This is a genomic window from Sphingomonas sp. FW306-05-A (assembly GCF_058782275.1).
The window spans coordinates 1,892,421-1,911,193 of record NZ_JBYSXN010000001.1 but is presented as its reverse complement, the minus strand read 5'-3'; the positions used below and the strand labels follow the sequence as shown (position 1 = coordinate 1,911,193).

The following is an 18,773-nucleotide window of genomic DNA, read 5'->3' as shown; positions in this document are numbered from 1 at the left end:
CACGCTGGCCCCCAAAGCGCGAGAAACGAGCGAAAGCTGCACTCTGAACGCGCGTGACAGGTCTCAATATCTTAGGGGAAGGCGGCAGCGATCAGAACAGACCATCGCAGTCTACGACATCGGTCGTACCCTCGGTTGGGCCGTCCTGCCCGCTCGGACATAGAACAATTCTGCCATGGACCTGTCGCTCGCTGGACATCGTGTAGGTGCGGCTGATCTCGTCAAAAACCCGGGACGCCTGCTCGGTCAATACTGCGTCCGTCTGTGCGTAGCGAGTTGCCCATCCTTCGAAACGGCCAATAATATCGAGCAGCGGGTCGGAAAAGACCGCTTCGCATTCGACCGCCCCGATCATCTCCGTGACGAGGTCACGGATCATTACGGCGTTCTGATCCAGTTCTGACATACCCTCCCGCGTCAACTGCGCACCGGCGCGGATGACGTCCAACGCCGCTTCGAGCGTGCTGCCCTGAGATGTTTCGCCGTCTGGCTCTGAACTGATCGCGTCTGCGGCGGCGTTCAACCTCCCGAAGGCAGTGGCGACCGATCCCGAGACGGATTCCAGCGTCTTGACTAGGCCGCGGATCTCCGCGGCAATCCTAGCCAGTCCATCCCCCGCGCGCCCCATTCGGAACGAGCGCAGGTCGGTATTCCATGCCATGATCTGGACGTCATTCGTGACGCGGTAAATCGTGGTCAACCGCTGCCCCAGGCGCTCGACCGTCACGGATGCCTCGGCACCCAGCCGGGTCGAACGGATATCGGCGTCGCGCAAGCGCGCCGTCACGGAGTCCACCTCGGCGACACTCTGTTCGAGGACTTCGAGAAACGCTGCGTCACTCCCGCGTTCGGCAGCACCCTCGCCACTGAGCGACAGCATCGCGGCAAGCTGCGTACCGATGCTCTGGAAGCTCGTGGCCAGCAGCCGCGACTGGTGCTGGAAGTCCTGCGTCGCGTCGGCGACCTGCGCTGCCAAAAGCGACATTGCCTGACCCTGAAGGGCGGCTGCCGCGACCGGATCAGGCGCAATATTGGGATCGGCAAGCGCTGCGTCGAGGATACGACAGGTCTGCGCGGCATGCTCGAGCCGCTGCCGCGTGATGTCGCCGATCTGCATTGCGCCATGCGACGCCGACAGTTTCGCGCGGATGTCGCGCGCGACGGTGGCGATCCGGTCGGCGCGATCCGCCGTATCGACTTGGTTGTTTTGCAACCCGATAGCGTCCGCGGCGAGCTTGTCGGGGACATGCGGGCACAGATGCGCGCATTCCGACGCAAGGACTCGATTGACCTCGACCACGCACGGGACGGTTTCCGCCAATTGCGCAACCTCCTTGCTGATCTGGTGCATTTCCCGCTCGCTGACGTCGAGCTTCGCAATCATCGCATCGGCGAAATCGGAATAGCCCTGTGCCCCCGCGGCGGCGACCTTGATGTTGCGGCCACAGATCTGCAAAAAATCGAGCGTCCGGTCGACGCGGAGCACTTCCTCCTGCACCGTGCTGGTTGCCTGCTGGATGATATCCAGCGAGCGCTGCCGGTCGGCCTGCACCACCGGCAGCCGCGCGAGGCGATCGGCATTGCCCCGCATCGTTGCGATCGCACGATCGGCGGCTTCCCGGTCGAGCGCGTTGGTCACGTGGTCAAGACTGGCGATCAGCTTTTCGACGATGTCATAGGCGTGCGCGAGCGAGTGCCCGGCATCGACGAAGCGCTTGTCGAGACCGCTTGCGACCAGGTCGAGTTCGGCTCCCAGCGCGTGCAAGGCTGGCCCGAACGCCGCTACGACATCGGGCACCAACGCCCCCTGTTCGACCCATTCCATCGTCCCAACCCCCTTATTGTGTCGCGGCGTACAGGACGTCGCGGGCGATATGACCGAGCGGCAGCACCCGTTCCGCCGCGCCCAGCGCGATGGCTTCCTTGGGCATGCCGAAGACGATCGACGTCGCTTCATCCTGCGCAAAGGTGCGGGCGCCTGCCTGCTTCATCTCAAGAAGACCGCGCGCACCGTCATCGCCCATCCCGGTCATGATGACCCCGAGAGCGTTGGACCCTGCCGCCGTCGCCGCCGACCGGAACAGCACGTCGACCGACGGACGGTGACGCGAAACCAGCGGTCCGTCGCGGACCGTCACGAAGTAGCGCGTACCGCGTCGCTCGATCAGCATATGCTTGCCGCCTGGCGCGATGAGGACATGGCCCGGAAGCACGGGATCACCGTTCTCCGCCTCCTTTACGGTGACTTCGCACAGCGAATTCAGGCGATTGGCAAAGGCACGCGTAAAGTTTTCGGGCATGTGCTGGACCACCACGACCCCGGGCGCGGTGGCGGGGAGCGCCTCCAGCACCGTGCGCAGCGCCTCGGTCCCGCCGGTCGACGCGCCGAGGCACACGACCCGTTCGGTTGCGCGGGTCATGCCCCGGCCGCTGGGCGGCGGGAGGACTGCGTCGGCCGTTAGCTTCTGCTCGGGCGGGCTGGCCCGCCCGGCTCTCGCCGAACGCATGTTGACCCGCACTCTCGCCGCAGCCTTGATGACATCGCGGATCTGGAGGTTGTGATCGCTCAGATGCTCGGCCAGCCCGACGCGCGGTTTCAGGATCACGTCGACGGCCCCCGCTTCAAGGGCCTGCACCATCGTGTCCGAACCCTGTTCGGTCAGCGACGAGCACATCACCACCGGCAGCGGACATTGCGCCATCAGCTTGCGCAGGAAGGTGATGCCGTCCATCCGCGGCATTTCCACGTCGAGCGTGATGACGTCGGGCACTTCCTCCTGGATGCGCTTGGCGGCACTGAAGGCGTCGGGGGCGGTCCCGATGACGACGATGTTGGGATCCTCCTCAAGGATCGTCTTCATCGCATGGCGTGCGACCGCCGAATCGTCGATGATGAGGACACGGATCTTTCCTTGACCAGCCATCGATCAGCTCCGCTTGAAAACAGTGTTGGCGACCGGGACGAGCGGAACGTCGAGACCCGCGATCGATTCCGAATGCCCGAGGAACAGATAGCCGCTGGGCGCCAGGTTCCGGACGAGCTTCGACACGACATCGTGCTGGGTCTGCTTGTCGAAGTAGATGAGGACGTTGCGGCAGAAGATCAGGTGCATCGGCTCACCCACCGGATATTTCTCGTCCATCAGGTTGAGGCGCGCGAAGGCAATCGCACGGCGCAGTTCGGGCACCACGCGGACTTCGCGTCGCGCCGGGTCGCGCGATTCCATCAGATACTTCCGGCGCAACGCCGCCGGGATCGGATCCGCCAGATCGGACGGATAGATGCCGAGCCGAGCCGTCTCGAGCACTTCGGTGTCGAGGTCGGTCGCAAGGATACTGTAGGTGAAGCCGCGTCGCGCGCTGGTGAACCCGTCGAGCAGCATCGCCATGGTATAGGGTTCGGGCCCGGTCGAGCAGGCGACACTCCACGCGCGGATCGTGCGCAGATAGTCCGCCTCGAACGTGGGGAGGGCGATGTCGCGCAGGAAATCGAAATGGACGGGTTCGCGGAAGAAGTCGGTCTTGTTGGTCGTCACCGCGTTGATCAGGTGACGCCCTTCCTCGTCGAGCGTGTTGCCCGTCAGGACGTGGCGGCAATAGGCGTCGAGCGTATCGAACCCCAGTGCGCGCTGACGACGGCGCAGGCGGCCTTCCAGCATCGTCTTCTTGCTGACCGGCATCCGGATGCCGGCATAATCGAAGATGTAGTCGGCCAGGCTCGCGAAGTCGCGCAAGCTGATCTGGTCCATGCTGCTGGCGGACGGCTTCAGGGGCGGGGGGGCAAGGGACAAGGGAGCCATCTCCAGGGAGCGGATGGCCCCTCGCAAGACGGGACCATCGGGGTTTAGGTTCGGCGACCGGATCGCGTCACGCGGCGGCAGCGGCGACCAGTGCGGCGGTGTCGGCGCTGGAGAAGATCTGGGCGACATCGACCAGCACGACGAAACCCTCGGCGCGCTTGACCACGCCGGCGATGTAACGCGAGGGCCAGCGGATCCCGATGTCGGGCGCATCGCCGATGTGACGGCAATCGAACGTGCTGACCTCCAGCACGCGATCGACGACGAGCCCAAGCACGAGAATGCGCCCGTCGACCGGAACATCGACCACCAGGATGCGCGTGCTCGGGGTCGGTGCGACATGCGGCAGGCCGAGGCGCAGCCGCAGGTCGATCGTCGTTATGCCTTCGCCCCGCAGATCGGTCAGCCCCATCAGATAGTCGGGGCCGTTCGGAATGCGGAACGTCTCGCTCCAGTCGAGGATCTCGCGCACCAGCGCGACCGGCACCGCGAAGGTTTCCGCGCCCAGGCCGAAGGTCACGGCCTGGAGTTCGCCTGCGCCGGTCATGCCGGGAGCCTTGCAGAAGGCGTGTCGGCCAAGCGTCGTTCGACAAGAGCGTTCATAGCGGCCCTTCCAGCCTAGAGGAGTGCGGGGGCGAGGACGGCGGGTGCGCCCCGACCGCCCAGCAGCGGGTCAAAGATCTTTGCGATATTGGCGAGGACGATGACGCCCTGCGGTGTGCGCACCAGCTCGCGAATATAATCGCGACGCCAGCGCAGGCCGACCGTGGGCGGGGTTTCGCTTGCGTCGCGGTGCAGCGTCGCCACTTCGTGGACCTTGTCGGTGCGGATGCCGATTTGGGTCTGGATGCCGTCGACGTCGAGTTCGACAACCACGATGCGGCTGTCCATCGTCGATTCTGCCGAGGGCAGGCCGAATGCGAGCCGAAGGTCGGCGATCGGGATGATCTTGCCCCGGAAGTTGGCGACGCTGGCGACCAGTCGGTCCGCACCGGGAACGACCGTTTCGGGCAGCAGGTCGAGGATCTCGCGAACGAGCACTGCCTCGACCGCGAACTTCTCGGTTTGCAGATCAAACGTCAGCACTTCGAGCCGGCCATCCTCGTCCCATTGGGTTTGCGATGTTTCTTCCATGGTCATCCGACGGCGCGAAGCCGCTCCTCCTCATGCTGGCCAAGCGCGACGAGCTGGACGACGTCGAGGATCAGTGCGACCCCGCCGTCGCCGAGGATCGTCGCGCCGGCGAAGGTCGGGACGTTGCAATGCACCGGCGACATCGGCTTGATCACCGTCTGGTGGCTGCCGATGATCTGATCGACCACCAGCCCGACCCGCTCGGTGCCGGTCGCGATGATGACGATCTTCTGGTGCAAGCTCGGCTTCGTGCCCGTGGCGAACATCTCGCGCAGCCGGACGAACGGCACGAGCCGGTCGCGCAGCGTGATGAAGCTGCGACCGCGCGACCGCAGGTCTTCCTCTAAACTGAGCTCGATACATTCCTCGACCACGCCGAGCGGGATCACATATCGCCCGTCGCCGACACGGATCAGCAAGCCGTCGATGATCGCAAGAGTGAGCGGGATGCGGAGCGAGACAGTCGACCCCTGGCCAAGCACGCTCGCCACCTCGATCGTGCCGCGCAGGCTCTCGATCGTGCGTTTGACGACGTCCATGCCGACACCGCGACCGGACAGGCTGGTGATCTGCTGCGCGGTCGAGAAACCCGGATGGAAGATCATCTGGAGCAGTTCCTGGTCGGTCACGACCTGCCCGGGCTGGATCAACCCGTGCGACTCCGCCTTCGCCCGAACGCGCTCCCGGTCGATCCCGTGGCCGTCGTCGCGAATGGTGATGACAACCTCGCCCCCTTCCTGATGCGCCGACAGGCGCACCTGCCCGGCGGCGGGCTTTCCGGCGGCGACGCGCTGCTCGGGATGTTCAACCCCGTGATCGCAGGCGTTGCGGATCAGGTGGATCAGCGGATCGGCCAGCCGCTCGATGACGGTCTTGTCGACTTCGGTGGTTTCACCATCGGTCGACAGCTCGATCGTCTTGCCGGTATCGAGCGCGATGTCATGGACGAGGCGGCGGAAGCGCCCGAACAGCGTGGCGACCGGGACCATCCGCAGGACCATCACCGTATCGCGCAATTCGCTCGCCAGCCGCTCGATTTCCTCCGAGATCGAGTGCAGCGCGACGTCCGCCGCGCTGCCGCCGCTGCTGTGCGCCAGTTGCGACAGGCGGCTCTGCACGATGACGAGTTCGCCGACACGGTCCATCAACAGGTCCAGCCGCTCGGCCGGCACCCGGACGCTTTCGCCATTCTTGGGTGCGCCACGACCGGTCGGGGCCGCCGCCGGCTCGCGGTCCTGCCCCGCGGTCGTATCGACCGGCGCGGTTGCGGGCGTGGGCGTGGGCGTGGGCGCGGGAGCGGGCGCAAGAGAAAGCGGGGCCGGGGCAGGCGGGTCCTGCGCGTCGTCACCGGACTCACCGTCGAGCTGCTCGATCTGCAGATCCATGTCGTCGAGCACGAAGATGAAGACGTCCTCGATATCGCTTCGCGACATCGCGCCGCGCAGTTCGACATCCCAGCCGATGGTGCACTCGGTCGGTACCAAGTCGGCCAGCAACGGGATCTGATCGGTCCGGGCGACGATCCGGCACTCGCCCAGCGTGCGCAGCTCGTCGAGTAGCGCGAGCGGGTTGATGCCGTTCTGCATCGCCTCCGGCGGCAGCCGAAGCGACAGGCGCCATTGCTGGATCGCGGGTGCAGGTGCCTCGGTCGGGGCCGGGGCCCCATCGAGCGCCGCTTGCAGTTTCGTGAGGATCGCCTGGCCTTCTGCGTCGCAGGCGGCGCCGTCGCCTTCGATCAATGCGCGCATATGATCCTGCGCCGACAGGATCACCGCGATCAGTTGCGGCGTCGCCGGCGTGAGGCCCTTGCGCACGCGATCGAACGCGGTCTCGCAGTGATGCGTGAAACTGGCCAGCGCATCGAACCCGAACATCGCGCCCGAGCCCTTGAGCGTGTGCAGGCCGCGGAACACCGCGTCGATCAACTCGTGATCGTCCAGCCGATGCCCGAGGTCGAGCAAGCCTTGCTCGACTTGCTCGAGCAACTCGCCCGCCTCGACGCGGAACGCGGCGACGGGATCGTTGTGGCTCACCGCCCGAGGACCTTGCGGACAACCTTGATCAGCTGATCGGGGACGAACGGCTTTACCAGCCAGCCGGTCGCGCCCGCCGCCTTGGCCTGCTGCTTCATCGCGTCCTCGGACTCGGTCGTCAGGAACAGGATCGGCGTGCCGCATTGTGCCGGGCTCTTGCGCAACGCGCGGATCATCGAGAGCCCGTCCATGTTGGGCATGTTGAGATCGGTGATGATCATATCGAACTTGCTGCCACTGGCCTTGCTCAGGCCCTGTGCGCCGTCGGCAGCTTCGGTGACGGCATAGCCGGCCCCGGTCAGTGCCATGCGGATGGCCATCCGCACGCTGTTGGAATCATCGACGATGAGAATGGATGCGGTCATTGCGGCAGGTCTCCATGAAACCAGAACATTTGATCTGCTGGGGCGATATCGGTGAGGAAGCCGGCGCGCTCGAGCAGCGCGGCCACTGCGTCGCTTGCCGGACGGGCGAGGCGCAGGCCCTTTCCGTCCCGCTCGGCCTGATGGCGGGCGGCGCAGACGAGCTGCAGGAAACTGACGTCGGCGTCCGCAACCTCAGTCACATCGAGTTCGACGGTGTCGTTTTGCTCGAGATGCGCGGCGAGTTCTGCGGCGAACGGGGACACCGTCGCCGTCGTGACGATTGCCGGTACTAGGACCATCTGCGTCATGCTTTCCCTCTTCTTGGCCATGCGGCGGCTTGTCTCTTCCGAACCTTGGAAGTCTTGGTTTACCTTATAGAGAAGGAGGACACGTCCGATCTCGGACTGGCGTTTATTTTTGAAAACCGGAACGCGGATGCGGGTCAGGCGACGGCGTTGGTCGGCGCGACCCGCGGTCGTCCGAAACGATCGGTGCTGGTGCCGAACGCCAAAGGCGAGACAGGCCACCACGCGGTGGCCTGTCTCGCCGGTGTCGCCTGTCAGGCCGCCTGCGTACCGAAATTGTCGTCCTCGGCGTCCGTCCCGCCCTTGATCAGGTCGAGCGCGAAGCCGCTGACCCGGGCCTTCTGGTCGGCGATCGAATTGGGTTTGACGCGCTTTGTCTTGGCACCGGGTCGCGCCACGCTGGCGCTGCGCGTCGCCGGCTTGCGTGCAACGGCGGGCGTGTGCCGCCGATGGACCGTGTCCTGGCCGTTGCCTGTCCTGAAATACGCGATGCTCGCCTGCAACTCTTCGGCTTGCGACGCCAGTTCTTCCGACGTCGACGTGATCTGTTCGGAGGCGCCCGCATTCTGCTGGCTGATCAGGTCGAGCTGCTGGATCGCCTCGTTGATCTGCGCGGCACCGATGTCCTGCTCGCGGCATGCGGCGCTGATCTCGGCGACGAGTTCGGCGGTGCGGCTGATATCGGGCACGAGCTTGGTCAGCATCTCGCCCGCCTCGGTCGCGGCGGTCACCGTCTGCGAGGAGACCGAACCGATCTCGGCGGCGGCGACCTGGCTGCGTTCGGCCAGTTTGCGCACTTCCGAGGCGACGACCGCGAAGCCGCGCCCATGTTCGCCTGCGCGCGCGGCCTCGACCGCTGCGTTGAGCGCGAGCAGATCGGTCTGCCGTGCGATTTCCTGCACGATCCCGATTTTCTCCGCGATCGTCCGCATCGCGTTGACCGCGCGCTGCACCGCAATGCCGCTCAGTTCCGCGTCCTTGGCGGACTGGCGTGCGATCTTCTCGGTCTGAGCGGCGTTATCCGCGCTTTGCTTGATGTTGGCGGCAATCTCTTCCATCGCCGAGGATGCCTCTTCGGCTGCTGCCGCCTGTTCGGTTGCGCCCTGCGAGACCTGCTCGGAGCTTGCCGACAATTCCTGGCTGCCGGCCGAGACATTGTCCGCGGCACCGTTGGCGTTGCCGACGACGCTGCGCAACTGTTCCACCATCCGGACCAACGCCTGTCCCAGGATATCACGATCGGACAAAGGCTGATGCGATACCGACAGATCCCCGTCGGCGATCCTGTCGGCCAGATCGGCGCTAACGCGCAGATTGTCGACCATCCGCACGATCGCCTGACCGAGCGTATCCCGGTCGGACAAGGGCTGGTGCGCGACGCCGAGGTCGCCATCGGCGATCTTGTCCGCCAGGCTGGCGCTGAGGCGCAAATTGTCGATCAGTGCGTTGATCGAATCCTTCATGCGCCGGTGGTCGCCTTCGCACGCAATGTCGACCGTCTGTCGCAGGTCGCCCACGCTGACCAGATTGAGGACCCTGTTGCCTTCCTCGATCGGCAGCAGCGTTGCGTCCAGCATGTTGTTGACCCCGGCGATCATCGCCGCGAAATCCCCGACGAAGCGCTTGTCGTCGCCGCGCTGGCTAAGGTGCCCCGCAGTCGCTGCGGTAATGAGGCGCTGAACCTCGCCGATAATGTCGCGCAGGTTGCGCCGAAGACTCTCGATCGTATCGTTGATGAACGCCTTCTTGCCCGGGAATTGTTCGAGCGGTGCGTCGAAATTGCCCTCGCCCAGTTCCTTGATGCACGCCATTGCCTTTTTCTTCACGGCAATGTGGTTGGCGACCATGGTGTTCACGCCGCGCGCCATCACGCCGAAGTCGCCGCGGAACCTGTCCGCCGCGACCCAGACGTCGATGTCCCCCTTGTCATGCTCTTCGGACATGTGATTCATCTCGGCGATCAGGCCCTGCAGATTTGCGCGCAGTGTCTCGATCGTCTCGTTGATGAAGGCCTTCTTGCCCGGGAAGGGCTCGAGCGGCGCGTCGAAATTGCCCTCGCCGAACGCCTTGATGCAGGCCATCGCCTTTTTCTTCACGGTGATGTGACTGTCGACCAACCGGTTCAGCCGCTGCGCCATGATGGCAAAATCGCCGTTGAACGCCTCGACCGGCAAGATGGTGTCGATGTCGCCGCGGTCGTGTTGCGCGCTCCACTGCTCGATCCGGTCGCCCAGCTGCGCGACCGGTTGCAACGCGCGGTCGAGCAATTGATTGATAGCGAAGAGGACGTTCTGCGTCTGTCCCCTGGCAAGCGCCAGGTTCGTACGCTCCGAGACATTACCCTCAGCAAACGCCCTCTCCAGACGCGCGAGTTCAGAACATACGACGGTCGACGATACGCCGAAGATATTCGTCAGCACTGGTGCCATTCCTTTCGACTTTTGTTCAGTCCACATTCGGCGTGTCATTGAATTCTGTGTGAGACGTTCGAGTGTCGATCAGACGATCAAGTATAATCCGGGCGACGGAGATCGGACTGGTTGACGTTTGATAGGTATAGGAGCGTCTGACGCGGGATGGTCGACGGCGGCAATAAATTGCTGGATCACGCGCAACGGCTCGCTATCCTACAGCGCGTTTCACGGCCGCCTTGCTGTTCGGCCTATCCACCGCAGGCGGTCGCGCTCGGCAACCCCATCGGCCACCCGGGCAGCCATACCGATCCCTGGTGGCCGCGAACTTGCGCGGGCCTATAACTGATCTAGCGCGTCGGCATTTTCCCGACGCGATCGCGAGCAAGGGTGCTCGAGAATTGGCGACCCTCCAAGCCCCGACGGCTTGGGATCGCGTAGGGGTTTGAGCTCAATCTTGAGACCAATGATAGCGAGTTACCAGTTGTACATCGTCCCGTCTTCCAGCCGGTTCACCGGCAGGAACGCGCGCTGGTATTCGTAGCCCTTGGCCAGTTCCTCATCGATGTCGACGCCGAGGCCCGGGGCATTCCCCGGGTGCATCATCCCCCGATCGAAGCTGTATTCGTGCGGGAAGACCGCGTCGGTCTCGGGCGTGTGACGCATATATTCCTGCACGCCGAAATTCGGCACCGAAAGATCGAAATGCAGCGCGGCAGCCATGCACACCGGCGAGAGATCGGTCGCGCCATGGCAGCCGGTGCGGATTTGATAGAGGTCCGCGAGCGCCGCAATCCGGCGCAGGTGCGTGATCCCGCCGGCATGGACGACGGTTGCGCGGATGTAGTCGATCAACTGGTTCTCGATCAGATGCTTGGCGTCCCAGATCGAGTTGAAGATCTCACCGACGGCGAGGGGTGTCGTCGTATGCTGTCGGATCAGGCGGAACGCATCCTGGTTTTCCGCAGGGGTGGCATCCTCGAGCCAGAAGGGACGATAGGGTTCGAGATCCTTGCCGAGCCGTCCCGCCTCGATCGGCGTCAGGCGGTGGTGAATGTCGTGCAGCAAATGCACGTCCCAGCCAAGTGCCGCGCGGGCAGCCTTGAACAGTTCGGGCACTACGCGAAGATACTTTTCGGTCGACCACAGGTTTTCGGTCGGCAGGTCGGAGTCGGCGGGCTCATAGAAATTCCGGTCCTTTGACACGCCGTAGGTCGATGCCATGCCCGGGACGCCGCACTGGAGCCGGATCGCCTTATAGCCTTCGGCCTGATAGGTCTTGGCGGTCTCGATCGTGTCCTCGATCGTGCTGCCATTGGCATGGCCGTAAACCATCACGGCGTCCCTGCTCGCGCCACCCAATAGCTGATAGACCGGCAACCCGGCGAGCTTGCCCTTGATGTCCCACAGCGCGGTGTCGACTGCAGCGATTGCCGACATGGTCACCGGTCCGCGCCGCCAATAGGCACCCTTGTAAAGATACTGCCAGAGATCCTCGATCCGGTGCGCGTCGCGGCCAATCAAGCATGGAATGACATGCTCGGTCAGATAGCTGGCAACGCTCAGTTCGCGCCCGTTTAGCGTCGCATCGCCAACCCCGGTGGTGCCGTCGTCGCATTCGATCTTGAGCGTGACGAAATTGCGTCCCGGGCAGGTCACGATCACGCGCGCGTTGACGATCTTGGGCATTCTGTAGGATCCTCGGGTATATTGCTCTAAGCTGTGGTACTGGTGCGTGCAGGACTAAGCGCCTGACGCGGGCTTTGCTGTCACTTTCTGCAGCACGACGTTATCGTCGATCCGCCACACCTCGATGTTGTGCCGCCCGGCGGTGACCGCGGGGAAGACGGCATGGACAGTGCGGCTGTTGTTCTCGACCGCATTGTTCCAGTCGCGTTGCGCCTGAGTTGTCGCGGCGTTGGGGGCAGGGGTAAGCCGATCGCTGATCGTCTGCATCGGGCCGTCGTCAATCGAAACGCCAATGCGGAGCGTCCCCGCTCCGCTCACGTCGAGGGTAGGTGCGAGCGTCAACTGCACGTCGAGGTCACCCGCCGACGCCGTCGTCATGGCATATTCGAGGCGAATCCCGTCGGCCCGGCCCGTCGCCTTGCGCCCCTGCGGCAGAGCGACGACTGCGCCGGTTGTGGTGCCGAGATACGGGATCGTTTGCCACGTCAGTCCGCCGCCGCCGATCGCGCGGGTATGTCGTGCCGCATCGATGCTGAAACCGGGCGCGCTGCGGGGACGCAACGGACGGAACCGCACCGGTCTGGCGGCACCGGCTACCCGGATCACCGACGGCATCACCTGCCGGTCGGGCTGTTGCCAGCCGGTGTAACCGATATGCGTCTGCGCCATCATACCGTCCCACTTGCGGCCGTTCAGCGCATGATAGGTCTCCGTGATCACCTGGTCGCGCTTGAACGCCGCCTCGGCCTGGTCTGCGAAGACATTGGCGCGGGGGTCACTCGCCGCTGCGAGCTTCCGGTTCCACGCGACCGCGTAATACAGTCGATACAGGTTGCCGAGCGCGAGGATCGGATGTTCGACGAGTTGGAAATAGGCGTCCTGCTGCGCCGGCAGCAGCGTGCGTTTGACCGTGCGCATTTCGGCGTCGAGTGTATCCCATTCCGCGACGCGCGCGCCGAAGTCGCCGCCATCCAGAGCGTTGGGCGTGGCCTCGCCGAGCGCGAAGCTGGCAGGATCTACGAGTTCGGGTTTCCGCCGGGCGGCGATCTCGCTGTAGCGGGAGACGAGCGTTGCGATCTTCTGAGCCTGACCCGCGCCGAACGTGTGCTCAGCCCAGTCCGCGGGGAAACGCGCGAGGGCGGCAGGCGTCATCGCCTCCGGGTTCCACGCCTGCTTCATAAAGAAGCTGAGCGGATATTCCATCGGCTTGATGTCGCCGACGTTGACGATCCACAGATTGCGCGCACCTTTCTGGTAAGCGAGATCCATCTGTTGCCAGGTCTTCTCGATCTGGTTGGTGCTGAGCCATTTGTAATTGCGCGGCCCGCCGACGTAGTCGAAGTGATAATAGACGCCATAGCCACCACGCCGCGTGTCCGGCGCCGCGGGCAGGCGGCGGATCTGGCCCCAATTGTCGTCGGAAAACAGCAGCGTGACATCATCGGGGACCTTCATCCCCTGGTCGTAATAGTCCTGTACCTCCTTGTAGAGCGCCCAGACCTGGGGCGTCTGGTCTGCCGGCTTTCCGGTAACATCCTTGATGATGTCGCGTTGTGCCGAAACCACCGTTTCGAGCAGGCTGATCGCGGTGCCGCCCGACATCGCTTCGTCACCGTCGCCGCGCATGCCTACCGTGACCAGGCTCTCGTAAGGGGTGCCGTCACCTTTCGCCATCATCCGCTGGATGCCGCCGCGCCAGAACGTCCGCAGGTTTTTGGCATTGGTCGCATAATCCCACTTGCCGCCCGTCACGCCCGCACCGGTATTGCGATGCCATTCGTCCTGCGCACGAGTCATTGGTTCGTGGTGCGAGGTTCCCATCACTACCCCCAACGAGTCCGCGAGGACCTTGTTCTGGGGATCGTCATCGTTGAACGCGCGCGGTGCCCACATTGCCGGCCACAGGTAATTGCCCTTCAACCGCAGCAGCAAATCGAGCACATGCGTATAGGCCTTGGCGTTCGCGCCGCCGAAATGCGTCTGCGCCCATGTGCTGAAGCTCGGTGCCTCATCATTGATGAAGAAGCCGCGGTAGCGCACCTTGGGTTGGTCCCGATGCGATCCGGCTGTCACATAGAGCGCGGCACGTTTCTGCACCGGAACGTCGGCCCACCAGGACCAGGGGGACACCCCGATCTTCTCGGACAGGTCGTACAGCCCGAAGACCGCGCCGCGCCGGTCTGATCCGACGATCACGAGCGCACGCGCAACGTTCGGGAAAGGATGATCGACGACGATCTGGCGATAGGCTTCCCACTGACCGGCCAGGTCTGACGCGGCGATCTTTCCCGTGCGCACGAGGTGATCAATCGTTGGGCTGTGCCCGAGCACTCCGGCGACCACCAAATTGCCGGAAACAGTGGCGATCTGCCGAACCCGATCGGGAGATTTTCCCGAGACCCGACCAACATCCTCGGCAAAGGCGTTTGCTGCATGTGCTACAGCCGGATCGGCTTTGGGCTCGAGAAAGATTGTCGTGGGTTGCGATTGGCTTGCGAGGGCAATGGCACCCGAGACGTTGTGTGAACAGACGGACACGGGGCTCATGCAGGCGAGGGCAGGGGCGCTGACCAGAAACGCACCACCACTGGTAACTACTTGGATTGTGCGGATCATTAGGCGGAACCCCTCGCTCGTGGCACTTTGGACGATGCCTCGCCTTTCTTTGGGCAAACCTTGCACGAATTGTCAAACCAATAGGGGGTACTTTCGTCAGGCCAGTTCCGGCGTCGTAAGGCTCCAGTGGGGGGTCAGGCGGTTCCTAGAAACAGTTTTCGGCGCGCGTTGAGTTTGGCGTCGAAGGCGGCGCTTTCCTGCACCTCCGTTGCCACGATCAAATCGCGCAGGACGTTGTCGAGATGCGCGCGCATGGCCGCGCGGGCTTGCTCGGGATCGTGCGCCAGCAGCGCTTCGAGGATCGGGAGATGTTCTTCGATCTTCGGGCCTACGCCGGCCAGATGCGCCTTGCGCGACAGCGATTTTTCCTGCGGCGACGCCATGCGCGCTTCCCATAATCCCTCGACCGCGCCGCTCAGCGCGCTGTTGCGGGTCATCTGCGCGATATGGACATGGAACTGATGGTCGTAGGACTCCGCCAGCGCGACATTCGCGCCTGCCGCGGCCATCTTATCGAACAATTGCTTGAGTTTACTCAAGTCCTCGGGCTCGGCGCGGGTCGCCGCGATGGCACAGGTTTCGCCTTCGATGGCGCGACGCGCTTCCAGCAATTCAAACGGGCCGACCCCGATGGGGGAGAACTTACCGCCCAGCGGCGTCCGCGCGGTGACGTAAACGCCCGAACCCATGCGGATTTCGACCAGACCGTCGACTTCGAGTGCGATCAGCGCCTCGCGAACCGTCGGCCGCGATACTTCGAAACGCTCGGACAACTCGCGTTCCGACGGCAATCGCGCTCCAACCGCGACCCGGCCCGCGGTGATGTCTTCGGAGATCTGTCGTGCGACCTGCGCGTAAAGGCGGCCCGTTTTCAAAACTGTCATCTCACCCACTATCAACCGTCGCGGAGGGGTTCAGAAGGCCTTCCGACAGGCATTCCCGAATATCTCTCGCGGACCGCCTGCTTACCCCCATTGAATTGCATCGTACATATCATCGCATTATCCCTGCAAGGCAGGCAAAGCGTGCGGTTCTGGCGTGCCAAAAGAAGACGCCGCCCACCTTTCGGGGAGCGGCGCAAGGAGGAGTGCGTCAGGCTAGCAACCCGGGATCAGAAACGACCCCGGATACCGACCAATATGGTGCGTCCCGGATTATATTCGTTGAACGTCGCATTCGGGTACTGGAAGTACGAGCTTTGCGCCTGTTTGGTGATGTTGATCACGTTCAGCACCACGGTCGGCAAATAGTCGTTCTTCAGGATCTTGCCGAGATCGACGTTGCCCGAGAAGTCCAGCTGTCCGTAGTCGCGGCCGATGATGGCCGCGGCGGGAAGGCCGTTCTGGTTCAGGCCGGACTGCACCGATCCCTCGTTATAGGTGTAGGTCAATCGCGCGGACAGACCGTTGCCCTCGTAATAGCCTGTGGCCGTATAGGTCACGGGCGCGACGCCCAGCGCGACCGCCGGAACCTGGCCTTGGCCCTGCTGATCGATCAGCGTCAGGTTGCCCTGCACGCCGAACCCGGTCACGCCGACCAACCGGGTGACGAAGTCGAGCGGCTGGGTGATCTGGAACTCCAGCCCGTTGACCTTGAGCTTGCCGTCGGCATTGACCTGCTGCTGGATCTGGACCGGAATTTGCTCGGGCGCCTGACCTGGGGTCGCGCGCGATTGCAATGCCAGCTGCTGTTGTTGAGTCAGCGTCGCGAAGGTGATGCCAAACGGTTCCAGCGTCGAGAAGGGCACGGTATTGATGCCGTTGATGGTGAACCCGGTGATCGATTTGCGGAATGCCGCAAAGGCGATCACGCCTTCTCCGCCGGTATAATATTCGAACCCGAGATCGATGTTGTCCGAGATATACGGATCAAGCGCGTTGTTTCCGAGCGTGCCGACATCCGCCGATGGCGACGTGAAGGACGCGCCGGGCAACAGCTGGTTGGGATCCGGGCGCGTCATCGTCCGCGAGATCGAGCCACGCGCGACGGCCTTGCGACCGAAACTGTAGGCGATGCTCGCCGAGGGCAGGAAGTTCGAATAGGTGCGCCGCGTTTCCGCGAAGTTGACCAGGACCGGATAGCAGGAGCCGTCCAGCGCGAACCCGGGGCTCGATCCCGGGCAGGTCACACCGCCACGGACGTTGAGCGGGTTCGGCACGCTCGTGCGGCCACCCACGATCTGTGTCGTCTGGACATAGCGCACACCGCCGTTCAGCCGTAGCGTGTCATCCGCGCCTATATCGAAAATGCCGTTCATTTCCGCGAAGGTACCGGTGACCTTCTCACGGATCAGACCACCATTCGCGCCGCTGCTGCCCGATCCGGTTTCGGTCGCGCCGGCGAGCAATGTGTCATAGCCCGTCGCCTGGCGAAACTTGTTCCAGTCGACCGTGATGTAGCCATTGCTGCCGGGCGTGAGATAGTTGGGCAGGGCGGACGTCGGGACGATCGAGCCGCCGTAAACGAGGGGCGGGGCCCCGGTCGAGAAACCGGTGCCGTATCCGGCATAGGTCGGGTAGCCTGCGGGCGCTGCCGTGCCCGGCTGATTGGTGCCATCGCAGGTCGGCTGCCGGTTCGGGCCCGGCAGAACGACGTTGGGATTGTTTCCGCAGACCGCGGCCTGCCACGGGTTCGTATTGTCGAACGGGGTGATCCGCCGCTTGGTGTCGTCATATGCCCCGCCGACCCGAACGCTGAAACGCTTTTCGTCACCAAACAACAGGCTGCCACGGATCCCGCGGGTTTCGGTCTCGCGCTCTTCACCGTTAAGGTTGACACGGCCACCGCCAGCCCAGCCGAAGCTGGCCGGATTGTTGAGGTCGACGTTGCTGGTAATGCTCGGGATGCCGCCATCGTTGGCGTAGGTCGCGGTCAAGCCGCTGCTCGGCGGCGTGATGACCAGGACAGTCGGGCTCTCACGCCGGAAAGTGCTCTTGGTGTAGTTGGCCTGGAAGTCACCCTTGATGAAATCGTTGATGATGAACTCGGTGCCGGGGTTGATGCCCCAATAGTCCTGCCGGTCCTTGTAGGGACGATATTCGAGGAAGAACTGCGAATTGGCATAGGTGCCGCCGGTAACCGTGCAGCCGCTCGTGCAGTCGCTCTTGTCGTAGGTGGTGTTGATCGGAATGGAGGCACCGTTGCGGACTGCCCACGCCATCGACGTACGCGTAAAGTCCGTATCACGCGTGGCGTACATGCCGTCGAGGTAGAAGTGGAACGCGTTGCTTGGCCGCCACTCCAGCGAAACCAACCCGTTATAGCGCGTGCGTTCGCCGATTTCGGTACGCGGACGGCCCAGACGTGGCAGGAGGCCATTGTCGATCTGCGTAATGCTCGCACCGGGGTTGTTGGCAAGCAGGAACGCCTGATCGATGACCGTGCCGCGCGTCAGGCCATTGCCGGCATTCGCAGGCACGGTACCCGGGATCGAGAAGTTGCCGCCGCCGGTGGCATTGCGCGTGCTGCCGGTGTTTTGCGCGGCGGTAAGGTTCGGGTTGGTCCAACCGATCGTCTCGAAGCCGTCGACCCGGAACCGGTTCTTGACGGCCGCGCCGCCGACGAGGACGCCGAAGTCGCCAAAGGTCGCGCTGGCCAATGCATAGCCACGATAGCCCCAGCGGTCGGCGCTGCTGACCTTCGATCCCTGCAAGCCGTAGCTGATGTAAGGCTTCGGGTTGTCGAACGGCCGTGCAGAGCGGAGGTTGACCGTACCGGCTGCGCCGCCCTCGATCTGGCTCGCCGTCGGAGACTTGCTGACGGTCAGCTGGGTGAACAGTTCGGTCGGGATCAGGTCCAGGTCGACTTCGCGGTTGGTGCTCTGCGCGTCGAAGCGGACGGACGCGATCGCAACGGGCGCACCGTTGAGCAGGACACGCGTAAAGTTGGTGCCGAGCCCGCGAATGGCGACGTTCGATCCTTCCCCGGTGACTTCGCGGCTGATCGTCACGCCGGGAATACGGTTGACCGATTCCGCGATGTTGGTGTCGGGGAACTTGCCGATGTCCTCGGCGAAAATGGTGTCGGTGAAGCCGATCGAATTGCGCTTCGCGTTGGTCTGGCTTTGCAGCGATGCGCGATAGCCGGTCACGACGATGTCGTTGTTACCCGTTGCCGACGGATCCGCCGGTGGTTGTCCCGTCTCGTCCATCGCCGTCGGTGCGGTTTGACCAGCGCCGTCCTGCGCCGTGGTCGTTGTGGTGTTCGCAGCGGTCGATGCTGCCGATGTCGGGGTGGTGGCCGCCTGAGGGGAGGTATTGGGCGCGACCGGAACAGCCTGGGCACTCGCCATCGCGGGCCATGCCGCGGAGGCCATCAGCAACGAAGACCACGTACCAACCCGATGAAACCTCGATAGCGCTATCATTTCTTACCCCTCCAAGAAACGATGCTCTCCGGCACCGTTATCTGACAGACGGGT

The 18,773-nt window shown here is 63.8% G+C and carries 13 protein-coding genes; all 13 read right to left on the bottom strand.

Features of this window, described 5'->3' with window-relative positions; translation table 11 throughout:
* Window positions 1–91 precede the first annotated feature (91 nt).
* Window positions 92–1,825: a hypothetical protein gene (locus AC3WJR_RS08490; RefSeq protein ID WP_492723934.1), complete on the bottom strand. Its 1,734-nt coding sequence runs from the start codon at window positions 1,823–1,825 to the stop codon at window positions 92–94.
* A 13-nt stretch (window positions 1,826–1,838) separates the two neighbouring features.
* Complete coding sequence (locus AC3WJR_RS08485; RefSeq protein WP_354282686.1) at window positions 1,839–2,924, bottom strand: protein-glutamate methylesterase/protein-glutamine glutaminase; 1,086 nt, start codon at window positions 2,922–2,924, stop codon at window positions 1,839–1,841.
* Between the two features lie 3 nt (window positions 2,925–2,927).
* The gene (locus tag AC3WJR_RS08480) at window positions 2,928–3,749 is read right to left on the bottom strand and encodes a CheR family methyltransferase (RefSeq protein ID WP_492723931.1); all 822 of its coding nucleotides are present in this window, start codon (window positions 3,747–3,749) and stop codon (window positions 2,928–2,930) included.
* Window positions 3,750–3,867: 118 nt separating this feature from the next.
* Complete coding sequence (locus tag AC3WJR_RS08475) at window positions 3,868–4,347, bottom strand: chemotaxis protein CheW (protein ID WP_492723929.1); 480 nt, start codon at window positions 4,345–4,347, stop codon at window positions 3,868–3,870.
* Between the two features lie 71 nt (window positions 4,348–4,418).
* Window positions 4,419–4,934, bottom strand: coding sequence for a chemotaxis protein CheW (locus tag AC3WJR_RS08470; RefSeq protein WP_492724235.1), 516 nt, complete (start codon window positions 4,932–4,934; stop codon window positions 4,419–4,421).
* 2 nt (window positions 4,935–4,936) lie between these two features.
* Complete coding sequence (locus AC3WJR_RS08465; RefSeq protein ID WP_492723927.1) at window positions 4,937–6,967, bottom strand: chemotaxis protein CheA; 2,031 nt, start codon at window positions 6,965–6,967, stop codon at window positions 4,937–4,939.
* A complete protein-coding gene (locus tag AC3WJR_RS08460) occupies window positions 6,964–7,332 on the bottom strand; it encodes a response regulator (protein WP_354282677.1) in 369 nt (122 codons plus the stop codon). The genes AC3WJR_RS08465 and AC3WJR_RS08460 overlap by 4 nt, the downstream gene beginning before the upstream one ends.
* A complete protein-coding gene (locus AC3WJR_RS08455) occupies window positions 7,329–7,640 on the bottom strand; it encodes an STAS domain-containing protein (protein ID WP_354282675.1) in 312 nt (103 codons plus the stop codon). Before AC3WJR_RS08455 ends, AC3WJR_RS08460 begins: the two co-directional genes overlap by 4 nt.
* Window positions 7,641–7,891: 251 nt before the next feature.
* Window positions 7,892–9,775, bottom strand: a complete 1,884-nt coding sequence (locus AC3WJR_RS08450; RefSeq protein WP_492724233.1) for a methyl-accepting chemotaxis protein — start codon at window positions 9,773–9,775, stop codon at window positions 7,892–7,894.
* A 750-nt stretch (window positions 9,776–10,525) separates the two neighbouring features.
* Entirely contained in the window at window positions 10,526–11,737 is a 1,212-nt protein-coding gene (gene manD, locus AC3WJR_RS08445; protein ID WP_492723923.1) for a D-mannonate dehydratase ManD, read from the bottom strand.
* Window positions 11,738–11,791: 54 nt separating this feature from the next.
* Window positions 11,792–14,035, bottom strand: coding sequence for a glycosyl hydrolase 115 family protein (locus AC3WJR_RS08440; RefSeq protein ID WP_492723921.1), 2,244 nt, complete (start codon window positions 14,033–14,035; stop codon window positions 11,792–11,794).
* A 452-nt stretch (window positions 14,036–14,487) separates the two neighbouring features.
* Window positions 14,488–15,237 (bottom strand): FadR/GntR family transcriptional regulator, encoded by a 750-nt coding sequence (locus tag AC3WJR_RS08435; protein ID WP_492723919.1) that lies wholly within the window; start codon window positions 15,235–15,237, stop codon window positions 14,488–14,490.
* Between the two features lie 227 nt (window positions 15,238–15,464).
* Entirely contained in the window at window positions 15,465–18,668 is a 3,204-nt protein-coding gene (locus AC3WJR_RS08430; RefSeq protein WP_492724230.1) for a TonB-dependent receptor, read from the bottom strand.
* Window positions 18,669–18,773: the final 105 nt, after the last annotated feature.

What these genes read in the sequence shown, in the direction of transcription:
- AC3WJR_RS08490 (WP_492723934.1), bottom strand. Translation starts at nt 1,825, where the DNA reads ATGGAATGGGTCGAACAGGGGGCGTTGGTGCCCGATGTCGTAGCGGCG.
- AC3WJR_RS08485 (WP_354282686.1), bottom strand. Translation starts at nt 2,924, where the DNA reads ATGGCTGGTCAAGGAAAGATCCGTGTCCTCATCATCGACGATTCGGCG.
- AC3WJR_RS08480 (WP_492723931.1), bottom strand. Translation starts at nt 3,749, where the DNA reads ATGGACCAGATCAGCTTGCGCGACTTCGCGAGCCTGGCCGACTACATC.
- AC3WJR_RS08475 (WP_492723929.1), bottom strand. Translation starts at nt 4,347, where the DNA reads ATGACCGGCGCAGGCGAACTCCAGGCCGTGACCTTCGGCCTGGGCGCG.
- AC3WJR_RS08470 (WP_492724235.1), bottom strand. Translation starts at nt 4,934, where the DNA reads ATGGAAGAAACATCGCAAACCCAATGGGACGAGGATGGCCGGCTCGAA.
- AC3WJR_RS08460 (WP_354282677.1), bottom strand. Translation starts at nt 7,332, where the DNA reads ATGACCGCATCCATTCTCATCGTCGATGATTCCAACAGCGTGCGGATG.
- AC3WJR_RS08455 (WP_354282675.1), bottom strand. Translation starts at nt 7,640, where the DNA reads ATGACGCAGATGGTCCTAGTACCGGCAATCGTCACGACGGCGACGGTG.
- AC3WJR_RS08450 (WP_492724233.1), bottom strand. Translation starts at nt 9,775, where the DNA reads ATGGCGCAGCGGCTGAACCGGTTGGTCGACAGTCACATCACCGTGAAG.
- manD (WP_492723923.1), bottom strand. Translation starts at nt 11,737, where the DNA reads ATGCCCAAGATCGTCAACGCGCGCGTGATCGTGACCTGCCCGGGACGC.
- AC3WJR_RS08435 (WP_492723919.1), bottom strand. Translation starts at nt 15,237, where the DNA reads ATGACAGTTTTGAAAACGGGCCGCCTTTACGCGCAGGTCGCACGACAG.
- AC3WJR_RS08430 (WP_492724230.1), bottom strand. Translation starts at nt 18,668, where the DNA reads ATGGCCTCCGCGGCATGGCCCGCGATGGCGAGTGCCCAGGCTGTTCCG.